This is a genomic window from Cupriavidus sp. 01L46 (assembly GCF_056399905.1).
Map to the genome: position 1 here is coordinate 16,660 of NZ_JBFTSF010000029.1, position 13,334 is coordinate 29,993.

A 13,334-nucleotide genomic window follows, 5' to 3' on the forward strand; every position below is an offset into this window, starting at 1 on the left:
TTTCCGCATTGACAGGCATAACATTGCAAGGCAACAATGGCCTCGAATGCACTGCAAGGCTGTGTGCTGGCAGGCATTCGCAGGCTCCGCCGGGACGTTCAGGTCTGCGGCGCGGCGTGTCCGGCAAGCATACCGCATGACGTCACCAGCCGAGGGCGTCAGCGCGGACCGGTTCCGAGGCTGGCGGCGGGGGAGAGCCCCGCGGTGGTGGTACGCCGCCCAGCCAGCTTTCAAATAAGTGACGGCAGAGAGACGAAACATCATGGCAACCGGCAAAGGTGCGGCAGCTTCCACCAAGGAAGACAAGTCCCAACCGTTTTCATTTGCTTCGGGGCCATTTGATCCAGCGACATGGCTGGAATGGTCCCGTCAGGCACAGGCGAACGGTGCGACGACCCAGCAGGGCATGCCTGGCATGCCATTTATCCCCGGTTTCGAGGCATTGAAGGGTTCCGCCATGGCGGGCGTGAAAATCGCGCCCGATCAACTGGCCGACATCCAGCAACGCTACATGAAGGACTTCACCGCGCTCTGGCGAAGCATGGCCGAGGGCGGCGCCAATCCCGCCACGGCCCTGGCCGATCGCCGCTTTTCCGGCGATGCCTGGCGCAGCAGCGCGGCGTTTCACTACGCCGCCGCTTTCTACCTGATCAATGCGCGCGCCATGAATGAGCTGGCGGGCGCGGTCGAAGCCGATGCCAAGACCCGCCAGCGCATCCGTTTTGCGATCTCGCAATGGGTTGACGCCATGTCGCCGGCCAATTTCCTCGCCACCAATCCGGAGGCGCAGAAAAAGCTGATCGACTCCGGCGGCGAATCGCTGCGGGCCGGCGTGCGCAACATGCTCGACGACCTTGGCCGCGGCAAGATCTCGCAGACCGACGAATCCGCCTTCGAAGTGGGCCGCAACGTGGCCGTGACCGAAGGCGCGGTGGTCTACGAGAACGCCTACTTCCAGCTGCTTCAGTACAAGCCCGTCACCGACAACGTGTTTGCGCGCCCGCTGCTGCTTGTGCCGCCTTGCATCAACAAGTACTACATCCTCGACCTGCAGCCGCAGACCTCGCTGGTGCACTACATGGTGGAGCAGGGCCATACCGTCTACATGGTTTCCTGGCGCAATCCGGATGCCTCGATGGCCGAGCTCAGCTGGGATGACTACATCGAGCATGCCGCCATCCGCGCCATCGAAGTCACGCGCGAGATCAGCGGCCAGGACCAGATCAACGTGCTGGGCTTCTGCGTGGGCGGCACCATCGTCTCCACGGCGCTGGCGGTGCTGGCCAAGCGCGGCGAGCGTCCCGCCGCCAGCCTGACGCTGCTGACCACGCTGCTCGATTTCGCCGATACCGGCGTGCTCGATGTGTTCGTCGACGAGGCCCATGTCAAACTGCGCGAAACCACCTTGGGTGGCGCGGCGGGCACGCCCTGCGCGCTGCTGCGTGGCGTGGAACTGGCCAACACGTTCTCGTTCCTGCGTCCCAACGACCTGGTCTGGAACTATGTCGTCGACAACTACCTGAAGGGCAATACGCCGGTCCCGTTCGACCTGCTGTTCTGGAACGGCGACGCCACCAACCTGCCGGGCCCCTGGTATTGCTGGTACCTGCGCCATACCTACCTGCAGAACGAGCTCAAGGTGCCGGGCAAGCTGACCGTGTGCAACGCGCCGGTGGACCTGGGCAGCATCGACGTGCCAACTTACGTCTACGGCTCGCGTGAAGACCACATCGTGCCCTGGATGTCGGCCTACGCCTCTACCGCGTTGCTCAAGAACAAGCTGCGTTTCGTGCTGGGCGCGTCGGGCCATATCGCCGGCGTGATCAACCCGCCGGCCAAGAAGAAGCGCAGCCACTGGACCAACGACAAGCTCCCGGCTTCGGCGCAGGAGTGGTTCGACGGCGCCGCCGAGCATGCCGGCAGCTGGTGGCCGGACTGGGCGGCCTGGCTGGCCAAGCACGCCGGCGCGCGCAAGGCGGCCCCTGCCGACTACGGCAACAAGGACTACCACGCGATCGAGCCGGCACCGGGCCGCTACGTCAAGGCGAAGGCATAGGATTTGTCCGGGCCGGCGCCGTGCGGGGCCGGCCTCTTTCACCCCTTATTTGCATCCAACTCGAGAGGACCTCCCAATGACTGACATTGTCATCGTTTCCGCTKCCCGTACCGCGGTGGGCAAGTTCGGCGGCTCGCTCGCCAAGATTCCCGCGCCTGAGCTGGGCGCCATCGTCATCAAGGCTGCGCTTGAGCGTGCCGGCGTCAAGCCCGAGCAGGTCAGCGAAGTCATCATGGGCCAGGTGCTGACGGCCGGCTCCGGCCAGAACCCGGCGCGCCAGGCAGCGCTGAAGGCTGGCCTGCCCGTGATGGTGCCGGCCATGACCATCAACAAGGTCTGCGGCTCCGGCCTGAAGGCCGTGATGCTGGCAGCCAACGCGATTGCCGCGGGCGATGCCGAGATCGTGGTGGCCGGTGGCCAGGAAAACATGAGCGCCGCGCCACACGTGCTGCCGGGCTCGCGCGATGGCTTCCGCATGGGCGACGCCAAGCTGATCGACAGCATGATCGTGGACGGCCTGTGGGACGTCTACAACCAGTACCACATGGGCGTCACCGCCGAGAACGTGGCCAAGGAATACGGCATCACGCGCGAAGCCCAGGACGCGTTCGCGGCCGGTTCGCAGAACAAGGCGGAAGCCGCGCAGAAGGCCGGCAAGTTCGACGAGGAAATCGTGCCGGTGCCGATTCCCCAGCGCAAGGGCGACCCGGTGATGTTCGCCACCGATGAGTTCGTGCGCCACGGTGTCACGCAAGACGCGCTGGCTGGCCTCAAGCCCGCCTTCGACAAGGCGGGTTCGGTGACTGCCGCCAACGCCTCGGGCCTGAACGACGGCGCCGCCGCGGTGGTGGTCATGTCGGCAGCCAAGGCCAAGGAACTCGGCCTGACCCCGCTGGCCACGATCCGCGCCTACGGCACCGCCGGTGTCGATCCCAAGGTGATGGGCATGGGCCCGGTGCCTGCGTCCAAGCGCTGCCTGTCGCGCGCCGGCTGGAGCGTGGAAGAGCTCGACCTGATGGAAATCAACGAAGCCTTCGCCGCCCAGGCCCTGGCCGTGCACAAGCAGATGGGCTGGGATACGTCCAAGGTCAACGTCAACGGCGGCGCCATCGCGATTGGCCACCCGATCGGTGCGTCGGGCTGCCGCATCCTGGTCACGCTGCTGCRYGAAATGAAGCGCCGCGACGCCCACAAGGKCCTGGCCTCGCTGTGCATCGGCGGCGGCATGGGTGTGGCGCTGGCTGTGGAACGCAAGTGACGATTTGCCGGGCTTGCCGCAGCGAACAAGCGCGCAGGCCGGTCTGAGGGGTGTGCCGGCGAGGGGGGCTTCCCGCCGCCGGCGTCAATAAAAACTAGCCATCAAGGAGTAGATATGACTCAGCGCATTGCATACGTAACCGGTGGCATGGGCGGCATTGGAACGGCCATCTGCCAGCGTCTGGCCAAAGATGGCTACAAGGTCGTGGCCGGTTGCGGCCCCAACTCGCCGCGCCGCGAAAAATGGCTCGAGCAGCAGAAGGCCCTGGGCTTCGATTTCGTCGCCTCGGAAGGCAATGTTGCCGACTGGGATTCGACCAAAGCCGCGTTCGACAAGGTCAAGGCCGAAGTGGGCGAGGTCGACATCCTGATCAACAACGCCGGCATCACGCGCGACGTGGTGTTCCGCAAGATGACGCGCGCCGACTGGGATGCCGTGATCGACACCAACCTGACCTCGCTGTTCAACGTGACCAAGCAGGTCATCGACGGCATGGCGGATCGCGGCTTTGGCCGCATCGTCAACATCTCGTCGGTCAATGGCCAGAAGGGCCAGTTTGGCCAGACCAACTACTCCACCGCCAAGGCTGGCCTGCACGGCTTCACCATGGCGCTGGCGCAGGAAGTGGCGACCAAGGGCGTGACCGTCAACACGGTGTCGCCGGGCTATATCGCCACCGATATGGTCAAGTCGATCCGCCAGGACGTGCTGGACAAGATCGTCGGCACGATTCCGGTCAAGCGCCTGGGCGCGCCGGAAGAAATTGCCTCGATCTGCGCGTGGCTGGCGTCCGAAGAGTCGGGTTTCTCGACTGGCGCGGATTTCTCGCTGAACGGCGGCCTGCACATGGGGTGATGACCGGCAAGCCATCCCTCGTTTTCCTGGATGGTTTCTTGTCTCGGGAAGGTCCTCTGCGGAGGGCCTTTTTTATTTCCGGGGCCGCCCGGGAGGCCTCTCACCCCGCAGCAATATTGCATCGCACACCCCGCACCGCACCAATGCGCGGGCGTGGCGCGGCATTGCTGGCCCCAAACACCCGCAATCCTTTGCCCCGTGCGGGTTTTCCTTAACGGGTCCGGCTTTCAATAGTGCCTTGTTGGGCATAGAATCAGGGCAGCGGCTAGCCCGCACCAAAATAGATCATGCGTTGCAGGTCAACACGTTGTATCCCCCGCTGGCGGTCCCTATTTGCGCACCGCACAGCATGCGGTGCAGCAGCATGCAACAGCGACGATAAAAGGATAGAGCACGATGGCTACCACCAAGAAAGGCGCAGAGCGACTGATCAAGAAGTATCCAAACCGCCGGCTCTACGACACGCAGACCAGCACCTACATCACGCTAGCCGATGTCAAGCAGCTCGTGATGGATACCGAAGACTTCAAAGTGATCGACGCCAAGTCCGGCGACGAGCTCACGCGCAGCATCCTCCTGCAGATCATTCTCGAAGAAGAGACAGGCGGCGTGCCGATGTTCTCAAGCTCCATGCTGTCGCAGATCATCCGGTACTACGGCCATGCGATGCAGGGCATGATGGGCACCTACCTGGAAAAGAACATCCAGGCCTTCATCGACATCCAGAGCAAGCTGGCCGAGAACTCCAAGGGCCTGTACTCGGGCGAGCCGTTCAGCCCCGACATGTGGTCCCAGTTCATGAACATGCAGGGCCCGATGATGCAAGGGATGATGAGCAACTACATCGAGCAGAGCAAGAACCTGTTCGTGCAGATGCAGGAGCAGATGCAAAGCCAGGCCAAGAACATGTTTGGCACGTTCCCGTTCAATCAGCCGGACAAGAAGTAGAGCCGGCGCACGCCGCGCCGGCCTATTGCGCGTTCCCATTCCCCCCCCGGGGAACGCATGAAACCCTCGCGGCGCCGGCGACCTCCTTTCCCGCAAAGTGGCTTCAGGCCGGGCTGTCGTGGAGGCGAATTCCCGGCACACGCATGACCTTCCTTCGCTGACCGGGGCGATCGGTTAAAATCACGCAGATTCGGGTAACGCGCGGAATCACCGCGGCTGCTACCCCTGTCAAATGTGGCGATTCATACTGCGGACTCGCCTGCACAGCGCGAATCCCAATGCCCTCCGCAACCCAAGACATTCGCCAGGCGCTTGCCGCCGAGGCCACGCCCGTTCCGACGGTTGGTTTGGCGTTTTCCCGTTTTCCGGCATCGACGCCAGATTTCGCATGAGCCGGCTGTTTCTTGCCCCCATGGAGGGGCTTGCTGATTATGTGCTGCGCGACGTGCTGACCGGCTCGGGAGGATACGACGGATGTGTGTCCGAGTTCGTCAGGGTGACGGGCTCCTTGCTTCCCGAGCGCGTCTACGAGAGGGACACACCGGAAATCCTCCACGGCGGCCATACCCCAGGCGGCACACCGATGGTGATCCAACTGCTCGGGAGCGATCCCGAATGGCTGGCGGTCAATGCGGCCCAGGCTGCTACCGTGTCGCCGCATGGCATCGACCTGAATTTSGGCTGCCCCGCCAAAGTCRTCAACCGGCACGGCGGCGGGGCCATGCTACTGGCGGACCCTGAACTGCTGAACCGGATCGTGTTGTCCGTTCGCGCCGCAGTGCCCGCAAACATCGCCGTGACAGCCAAGATGCGGCTCGGCGTGTCCGATACCGCGCTGGCGATCGACTGCGCCACGGCGCTGGCGGAAGGCGGCGCAGCCTCGCTCGTCGTGCATGCCAGGACGCGCGATCATGGCTACCGGCCTCCCGCACACTGGGAGTGGATCGCGCGGATCGATGCTGCTGTGGACGTGCCGGTTGTTGCCAACGGCGAAGTCTGGACGGTTGCCGACTGGGAGCGATGCCGGGCTGTCAGCGGCTGTGCCGACGTGATGATCGGGCGGGGCGCCGTGTCCGATCCGTTCCTGGCCTTGCGCATACGCGGCCTGATGGACAGGTCGGCCTCCGGCGAGGAATGGCCGGCCGTGCTCCGTCATATCGCCGACTACCTGAAGAAACTGCAGGCCAATGCGGAATGCCTGCATGAGCACGGGCGCGTCAAACTGTGGCTCAGTTATCTGAAGCGGACCTGGCCCGAGGCCGCCGAACTGCATGCGGCCATCCGGCGCCTGCATGATGCGCTTTCGATCCAGGCGGTGATCGAGAGCGCCCTGGCGGGCATGCCAGCGATGTCATCCTCGTCGCGATAGGTTTACGAAGACATGTCGGGGATCAGGCGCCGAGAAACTTGGGCGAGCGGTTAAAATGCGCGATTGGCTTTGAACCGCCGGGCGGCCATGTCCCGCCCTGCTTGCCCCACATTTGGAAGTAACCGTGAAAAACCCTTCAGAATCAACRATCAAGAAAGACCATATTCCAAATGTGGGATTCGTAAGCCTTGGATGTCCAAAGGCACTTGTGGATTCCGAGCAGATCATTACCCAGCTGCGCGCCGAKGGCTATGCCATCAGCGGCACCTATGACGGCGCCGACCTGGTGGTCGTCAATACCTGCGGTTTTATCGACGAAGCCGTGCAGGAAAGCCTGGATGCGATCGGCGAGGCACTGGCCGAGAACGGCAAGGTGATCGTCACCGGCTGCCTGGGTGCCAAGAAGAACGCCGCGGGTGAGGACATCATCACGTCCGTGCACCCGAAGGTGCTGGCCGTGACCGGCCCGCACGCGCTGGGCGAGGTGATGCAGGCCGTGCACACGCACCTGCCCAAGCCGCATGACCCGTTCATGGACCTGGTGCCGGCCGCCGGCATCAAGCTCACGCCCAAGCACTACGCCTACCTGAAGATTTCCGAGGGCTGCAACCATCGCTGCTCCTTCTGCATCATCCCGTCGATGCGCGGCGACCTGGTCTCGCGCCCGGTGGCGGAAGTCATGCTGGAGGCCGAGAACCTGTTCAAGTCGGGCGTCAAGGAACTGCTGGTGATCTCGCAAGACACCAGCGCCTACGGCGTGGACGTGAAGTACYGCACCGGCTTCTGGGACGGCCGTCCGCTCAAGACGCGCATGACCGAGCTGGTCGGCGCACTGGGTGAGCTGGCTGCCAAGTACGGCGCCTGGGTGCGCCTGCACTACGTGTACCCGTACCCGCACGTCGACGAGATCATTCCGCTGATGTCGCAAGGGCACGTGCTGCCTTACCTGGACGTGCCGCTGCAGCACGCCCACCCGGACGTGCTCAAGCGCATGAAGCGCCCGGCMAACGCCGAAAAGACCATGGACCGCATCCGGGCCTGGCGCAAGATCTGCCCCGAGCTGACCATCCGCAGCACCTTTATCGCGGGCTTCCCCGGCGAGACCGAGGAAGAGTTCCAGACGCTGCTGGACTTCATCGCCGAAGCTGAGCTGGACCGCGTGGGCTGCTTCGCCTATTCGCCGGTGGACGGCGCCACGGCCAACGACCTGCCGGGCGCCTTGCCCGACGAAGTCCGCGAAGAGCGCCGCGCGCGCTTCATGGAAGTGGCCGAGGAAGTGTCCGCCCGGCGCCTGCAGCGCAAGGTCGGCCAGACCCTGCGCGTGCTGGTCGACGAGATCAACCAGGACGGCGGCATCGGCCGCTCGTCGGCCGACGCGCCGGAGATCGACGGCCTGGTCTATATCGACCCGCCGGCGCAGGGCGCGCCGCGCTACAAGGTCGGCGAATTCGTCTCGGTGAAGATCACCGGCGCGGATGGCCACGACTTGTGGGGCGAAGTCTGAGGCTGCCAGCAGCCGTCGGTCCGGATAGGTAAAAGTACGATCGTTCGTTTTGGCGTGCGCGCCGCTATACTGTGCGCTGCAACATCAGCCCAGGAGACACAAAATGACACGTGAAGTGGTGGTGGTGAGCGGCGTTCGGACCGCGATCGGTACCTTTGGCGGCAGCCTGAAGGATCTTTCCCCGACCCAGATGGGCGCCATGGTCGTGCGCGAAGCGCTGGCCCGCGCGCAGGTCAGCGGCGACGACGTCGGCCATGTGGTGTTCGGCAACGTCATCCAGACCGAGCCCCGGGATATGTACCTTGGCCGGGTGGCGGCAGTGGAGGGCGGCGTCACCATCGACGCGCCGGCCCTGACCGTCAACCGCCTGTGCGGCTCGGGCCTGCAGGCCATCGTCAGCGCGGCGCAGACCATCCTGCTGGGCGATGCCGATGTGGCCATCGGCGGCGGCGCGGAGAGCATGAGCCGTGCACCGTATCTGGCGCAGTCGGCCCGCTGGGGCGCACGCATGGGCGACGCCAAGATGCTCGACATGATGCTGGGTGCGCTGCACGACCCGTTCCACGGCATCCACATGGGCGTCACCGCCGAGAATGTGGCCAAGGAATACGACATTTCCCGCGGCCAGCAGGACGAAGCCGCGCTGGAGTCGCACCGCCGCGCATCGGTGGCGATCCGCGCGGGCCACTTCAAGGACCAGATCCTGCCGGTCACGCTGAAGGGCCGCAAGGGCGACGTGACCTTCGACACCGACGAGCACGTGCGCCACGACGCGGTCCTGGAAGACATGACCAAGCTCAAGCCGGTCTTCGTCAAGGAGAACGGCACGGTAACCGCGGGCAACGCCTCGGGCTTGAACGATGCCGCCGCCGCGGTGGTGCTGATGGAGCGTGCCGAGGCCGAGAAGCGCGGCCTCAAGCCGATGGCGCGCCTGGTCTCCTATGCGCATGCCGGCGTCGATCCCAAGACCATGGGCATCGGTCCCGTGCCGGCCACCAAGAAGGCACTGGAACGTGCTGGCCTGACCGTGGCTGACCTCGACGTGATCGAAGCCAATGAAGCCTTTGCCGCGCAAGCCTGCGCAGTCACCAAGGCGCTCGGCCTCGATCCGGCCAAGGTCAACCCGAACGGCTCGGGCATCTCCCTGGGCCACCCGATCGGCGCCACCGGCGCGCTGATCACCGTCAAGGCCTTGTATGAGCTGCAACGCGTGCAAGGCCGCTATGCACTGGTGACCATGTGCATTGGCGGTGGCCAGGGCATCGCGGCGATTTTCGAACGACTCTGAACCTGAGGCTGCCTTGCGGCGCGTAGCGACTCTGTCCTTGCCTTTGTCCATGTCCTTGCCACTTCCCGTTTCCCTGTCCCTGGCAGCCGGGCTGGCCGCGGCAACGCTGGCCGGCGCCGCGCTGGCCGCCGGCGGTACCGAGCTGTCCACCGGCACGCCCGGCACCGCCAATGTCGCCAGCGATGCCAGCCAGGTGCAGGGTTTCGGGATCAACCAGGCCATCCGCGAGGGCGAGTCGCGGCGCGGTACGCAGCTTTCGACCGGGCCCGCGCCCAAGGCGCTCGCGCCGCGGCCGGAGTACGCATCGCTGCCGGTCTACGTGGGCACGCTCGGCGACCAGCCGGTGCGCCTGCGCCTGGGCCCCAAGCCCGACGAGCGCGACAGCGTGCGCGGTGAGTACAGCGTTGGCCGTGCCGGCGGTGTGCGGTTGCTGGCCGGCGAATTCGAGAACGGCGCTTTCCTGATGGAGGAGTCCAATGACGGCACGCATGTCACGGGCAACTGGGAAGGCACCATCGACGGTGCCGGCATCGTGCACGGCAACTGGACCGATCCGGTCAACCCGGCCATCGTGCTCCCCTTCATGATCCGGCCACTGGGCGTGCTGGTGATCCCGCCCTTCGACATGACCCCCAACAGCGGCATTACCTACGCCCCGCCCGCGCCGAAGTCCTCGATTTCCGGCCGGTAGCGTCAAGCCGGGGTGGACAGGGGCGGGCCCGCCAGGTGGGCCAACGCGCACCCGAATGCTGGTAAGCTCGACCGTTCATCGAGTTATCGCCAGACAAGGAATCGCCGTGTCCGACCGCCAGCCACCCGAGCAGCCCGCTTCCCAACCCGCCTACCTGGCGACCATGGCCGTCCAGCCAGAGCTGGATATCGCGCCGGGGTTCGCCTCGTTTTCCCAAGCTACCCATCGTGGTTCCACCGTGGTGTTCCGCAACCTGGCGGAGCTGCGCGCGCATGGCGACGGTGCCACCACCTACTGGCGCTATGGCCTGCACGCCACGCCCACCAGCGAGGCGCTGTGCCAGCACCTCGCGCTGATCGAAGGCGCGCGCCATACGCTGTTGCTGCCGTCGGGGCTGGCCGCGATCTCGCAGGTCTACTTCGCCTTGGTCAAGTCGGGCGACGACGTGCTCGTCCCGGATAACGTCTACGGCCCCAACCGCGAGCACGGCGAATGGCTGGCACGGGACTTCGGTGTCTCCGTCCGCTATTACGACCCCATGATCGGCGCGGGCATTGCCGGGCTGATCCGCCCCAACACCCGTCTGATCTGGATGGAGTCGCCGGGCTCGGTGACGATGGAAATCCCCGACACCGAGGCCATCGTGGCCGCGGCAAAGGCGCGCGGGGTGCTCACCGCCATCGATAACACCTGGTCCGCCGGCGTATATTTCCGGCCGTTCGACAAGGGCATCGACATCTCGGTGCAGGCGCTTACCAAATACCAGTCGGGCGGCAGCGACGTGCTGATGGGCGCGGTGCTGACCGCAGACGATAAACTCCACGACCGCATCAAGCGCACCCGCATGCTGATGGGCTGGGGCGTGTCGGCCGACGACTGCTATCTGGTGCTGCGCTCGCTGCCGAGCATGCCGGTCAGGCTGGCGGCGCACGACCGCGCCGCGCGCGAAGTGGCCGAGTGGCTGAACCAGCGCCCGGAAGTGGTCAAGGTCATGCACCCGGCGCTGCCGGACTGTCCCGGCCACGACTTCTGGCTGCGCGATTTCAGCGGCGCCACGGGCCTGTTCTCGATCGTGCTGCATGCGCGCTACACGCGCGCCCAGGTCGATGCCTTTGTCGAGGCCTTGCGCCTGTTCGCGATTGGCTGGTCCTGGGGCGGCGCGCATAGCCTGGCAGTGCCGTACCACGTCCAGACCATGCGGCCCCAAGGCAGCTGGCCGCCCGTTGGCTGGGAGAACGCCGGCGAGCTGGTACGCCTCTATATCGGGCTGGAGGATACCCGCGACCTGATCGCCGACCTGCGCGGCGCGATGGAAGCCCGCCTGGTGGCATGAAATGAAAAGGGCCGCCCCCGACTGTGTCCGGGGCGGCCCTTTTTTGCCTTTTTGTCATCCTAGCCAGCCGTCGATCCCACTGCGGCAGTGTCCGCCACATCAGGGCGAGGCTTCCTTTGCATGGCCCACACCGAGTTGGGCAGGCCGTTGCGCGCACGGCGCTGCGTCACCCAGGCCAGCGCGGCAAAGCCGCAGGCCAGCGCCAGCGCACCGATATCGAAGCCCGCCACGGCCCAGTGCCCGGCCAGCGCGGCGCGCCACAGGAAGTCCCCTGTCACCAGCGCATTGACCAGCGGCACCAGCAATGCGGCAACGGCCGCGGCCCACAGCAGCTCGATCGCGGCGCGTGCCGGCGCACGTAACAGAGCCCACCCAAGGGCCGCGAAAAAGACCGGGAAGTAGGTGTGGCTGGAAGCCCACGCGGGCCAGAGCAGGGCGCTGCAGAAGGCCGCCGCCACGCCGATGCAGCAACCGATGCACACGCCGACCGTCGCCTGCGCCAGCAGACGGTGCACGCGCGGCTGCGCCTGCTGCCGGGGTTTGCGGCGCGATTCGATCCACAGCAGGTTGCCGGAATAGAACAGGAAGGCCCCTGCCAGTCCCGCCAGCAGGTAGACCAGGCGCAGGGCCAGGTCGCCGTAGGTGCCAAAGTGCAGCGCGTAGATCATGCTGAAGATGGCATGGTTGCTGTCGCGCCCGGCGGCGGTCTGGTCCGCCAGCACGCTGCCGCTGTCCGGCTGGCCGGCGGCAGCGCGTACCGACACCGACCCGTAGTTGCCAAGGACGCGTGCGCTGTCGCCGCGAATCTCGACCAACGCGTTGGCGTCGCCGTAGTGCTGATAGCGCACCGACAGCGGCGTGAACCGCTCACCCGCGCTGGCGCGTGCCGCCGCCAGCAACGTAGCGGCCGGCAGGGGCTGCGCTGCGCGGCCCGATGCCTTCAGTTCCGGCGAGGCGGTGGTCAGGCGCGGCAACGCCTCGGACAGTTTGCCATCGAAGGCCATGACGTTGAACACCATCACCAGCACCAAGCCCAGGCATAGCACCGCGCCGGTGATGGCGAACACCAGGTGGAAGGGCAGGCTGAACAGTCCGACGACGTTGTGCGCATCCATCCAGAAGCGCTTGAGATTGCGCCCCGGCCGGATGGCAAACAGGTCGGGCTTGAGCCGCGGCAGGTGCAGCAGCACGCCCGACACCAGCGCCAGCCCATACAGCACCGCGATAACGCCCATGAAGTAGCCGCCGGCCACTGGCACGCCGAGCGTGTAGTGCAGGCTGTTGATGAATGCTGCCAATTCTTCGGGCGCCGCGTCGAGCGCGATGTCCTTGGGCGTGGTCTTGCCCCCGTCAATCATGGCGGAGGTAGTGATGTGCCACTCGCCGGCCTGGCCCTGCCAGTAGGCCGTGAAACCAGGCTCGTGCTCCGTCGGCAACGTCACGTAGGCGCTGGCTGCGCTCGTGGGATGCGCCGCCACCAGGGCCTGCATGAAGCGGTCGAGCGCGGCAGGGTTGGCCGGCTGGGTGGCCGGGCTATGCGCGGCGGTGCGCTGCGGCGATTGCCAGGCGTGCAGTTCTTCGTGGAAGACGGTGATCGCGCCAGCGAAGAAAGCGATGAAGAGGGCCCAGCCGGCCATCAGGCCGACCCAGGTGTGCAGGGTTTGGTACAAGCGCAGGGTTGCGGCTTTCATGCGGGGTTCCTGGTGCGCTGGTTCATGCCGCGCCGGGGGTAAGCAGCAGGCGCCATGCCCACAGTCCGCCGTAAGCGATCAGGTTGCCAGCCGCGAGCCAGAGCCAGGCCGCGCGGCTGGTGGGCAAGAGCAGGCTGGCGCAGAGGATGGCCACCCAGATCGGCAGGCAGGCGAGGATCGCGCCGATGGCGCCGCTTTGCCAGCCGCCGGGCAGCCAGATGACGCCAAGGGCGGATAGCGCGACCGCCAGCGGCAGGCCCAGCAGGGTGCCGGCCAGCCACTTGGTGCCCATGCCAGGCTTGGGTTTGCGGTTGCTGCGGACGTTTTGGGGAGTGGAGGCG

Annotated in this window: 11 protein-coding genes; 9 read left to right on the top strand and 2 right to left on the bottom strand. The window is 65.8% G+C overall.

The window, feature by feature from the left end; genetic code table 11:
* Window positions 1–262 precede the first annotated feature (262 nt).
* The 9 genes from phaC to AC1DS3_RS07800 all read left to right on the top strand — a co-directional run bounded on the left by phaC (window position 263) and on the right by AC1DS3_RS07800 (window position 11,302).
* On the top strand, window positions 263–2,056 hold the full coding sequence (phaC, locus tag AC1DS3_RS07760; protein WP_441630676.1) for a class I poly(R)-hydroxyalkanoic acid synthase: 1,794 nt from the start codon (window positions 263–265) through the stop codon (window positions 2,054–2,056).
* A gap of 76 nt (window positions 2,057–2,132) precedes the next feature.
* Window positions 2,133–3,314, top strand: a complete 1,182-nt coding sequence (locus AC1DS3_RS07765; protein ID WP_477126955.1) for an acetyl-CoA C-acetyltransferase — start codon at window positions 2,133–2,135, stop codon at window positions 3,312–3,314.
* A gap of 114 nt (window positions 3,315–3,428) precedes the next feature.
* The gene (locus AC1DS3_RS07770; RefSeq protein ID WP_043345337.1) at window positions 3,429–4,169 is read left to right on the top strand and encodes a 3-ketoacyl-ACP reductase; all 741 of its coding nucleotides are present in this window, start codon (window positions 3,429–3,431) and stop codon (window positions 4,167–4,169) included.
* A 396-nt stretch (window positions 4,170–4,565) separates the two neighbouring features.
* A complete protein-coding gene (gene phaR, locus AC1DS3_RS07775; protein WP_006155938.1) occupies window positions 4,566–5,117 on the top strand; it encodes a polyhydroxyalkanoate synthesis repressor PhaR in 552 nt (183 codons plus the stop codon).
* A gap of 388 nt (window positions 5,118–5,505) precedes the next feature.
* Window positions 5,506–6,486, top strand: a complete 981-nt coding sequence (locus AC1DS3_RS07780) for a tRNA dihydrouridine synthase (RefSeq protein ID WP_477126956.1) — start codon at window positions 5,506–5,508, stop codon at window positions 6,484–6,486.
* Between the two features lie 124 nt (window positions 6,487–6,610).
* Entirely contained in the window at window positions 6,611–7,990 is a 1,380-nt protein-coding gene (rimO, locus tag AC1DS3_RS07785; protein WP_477126957.1) for a 30S ribosomal protein S12 methylthiotransferase RimO, read from the top strand.
* A 103-nt stretch (window positions 7,991–8,093) separates the two neighbouring features.
* Complete coding sequence (gene bktB, locus AC1DS3_RS07790) at window positions 8,094–9,278, top strand: beta-ketothiolase BktB (protein WP_441630681.1); 1,185 nt, start codon at window positions 8,094–8,096, stop codon at window positions 9,276–9,278.
* Window positions 9,279–9,327: 49 nt separating this feature from the next.
* Complete coding sequence (locus AC1DS3_RS07795) at window positions 9,328–9,969, top strand: hypothetical protein (RefSeq protein ID WP_441630683.1); 642 nt, start codon at window positions 9,328–9,330, stop codon at window positions 9,967–9,969.
* Between the two features lie 106 nt (window positions 9,970–10,075).
* Window positions 10,076–11,302, top strand: coding sequence for a cystathionine beta-lyase (locus tag AC1DS3_RS07800; RefSeq protein WP_441630685.1), 1,227 nt, complete (start codon window positions 10,076–10,078; stop codon window positions 11,300–11,302).
* Window positions 11,303–11,361: 59 nt separating this feature from the next.
* Here the strand turns inward: AC1DS3_RS07800 and AC1DS3_RS07805 are convergent, their stop codons facing one another.
* Window positions 11,362–12,993: a PepSY-associated TM helix domain-containing protein gene (locus AC1DS3_RS07805; protein WP_441630686.1), complete on the bottom strand. Its 1,632-nt coding sequence runs from the start codon at window positions 12,991–12,993 to the stop codon at window positions 11,362–11,364.
* Window positions 12,994–13,015: 22 nt separating this feature from the next.
* On the bottom strand, window positions 13,016–13,285 hold the full coding sequence (locus AC1DS3_RS07810) for a hypothetical protein (RefSeq protein ID WP_477126958.1): 270 nt from the start codon (window positions 13,283–13,285) through the stop codon (window positions 13,016–13,018).
* Between the last annotated feature and the right edge of the window lie 49 nt (window positions 13,286–13,334).

Bases quoted from the DNA above. Each gene is read 5' to 3' on its own strand.
- phaC (WP_441630676.1), top strand. From the start codon at position 263: ATGGCAACCGGCAAAGGTGCGGCAGCTTCCACCAAGGAAGACAAGTCC.
- AC1DS3_RS07770 (WP_043345337.1), top strand. From the start codon at position 3,429: ATGACTCAGCGCATTGCATACGTAACCGGTGGCATGGGCGGCATTGGA.
- phaR (WP_006155938.1), top strand. From the start codon at position 4,566: ATGGCTACCACCAAGAAAGGCGCAGAGCGACTGATCAAGAAGTATCCA.
- bktB (WP_441630681.1), top strand. From the start codon at position 8,094: ATGACACGTGAAGTGGTGGTGGTGAGCGGCGTTCGGACCGCGATCGGT.
- AC1DS3_RS07795 (WP_441630683.1), top strand. From the start codon at position 9,328: ATGTCCTTGCCACTTCCCGTTTCCCTGTCCCTGGCAGCCGGGCTGGCC.
- AC1DS3_RS07805 (WP_441630686.1), bottom strand. From the start codon at position 12,993: ATGAAAGCCGCAACCCTGCGCTTGTACCAAACCCTGCACACCTGGGTC.
- AC1DS3_RS07810 (WP_477126958.1), bottom strand. From the start codon at position 13,285: ATGGGCACCAAGTGGCTGGCCGGCACCCTGCTGGGCCTGCCGCTGGCG.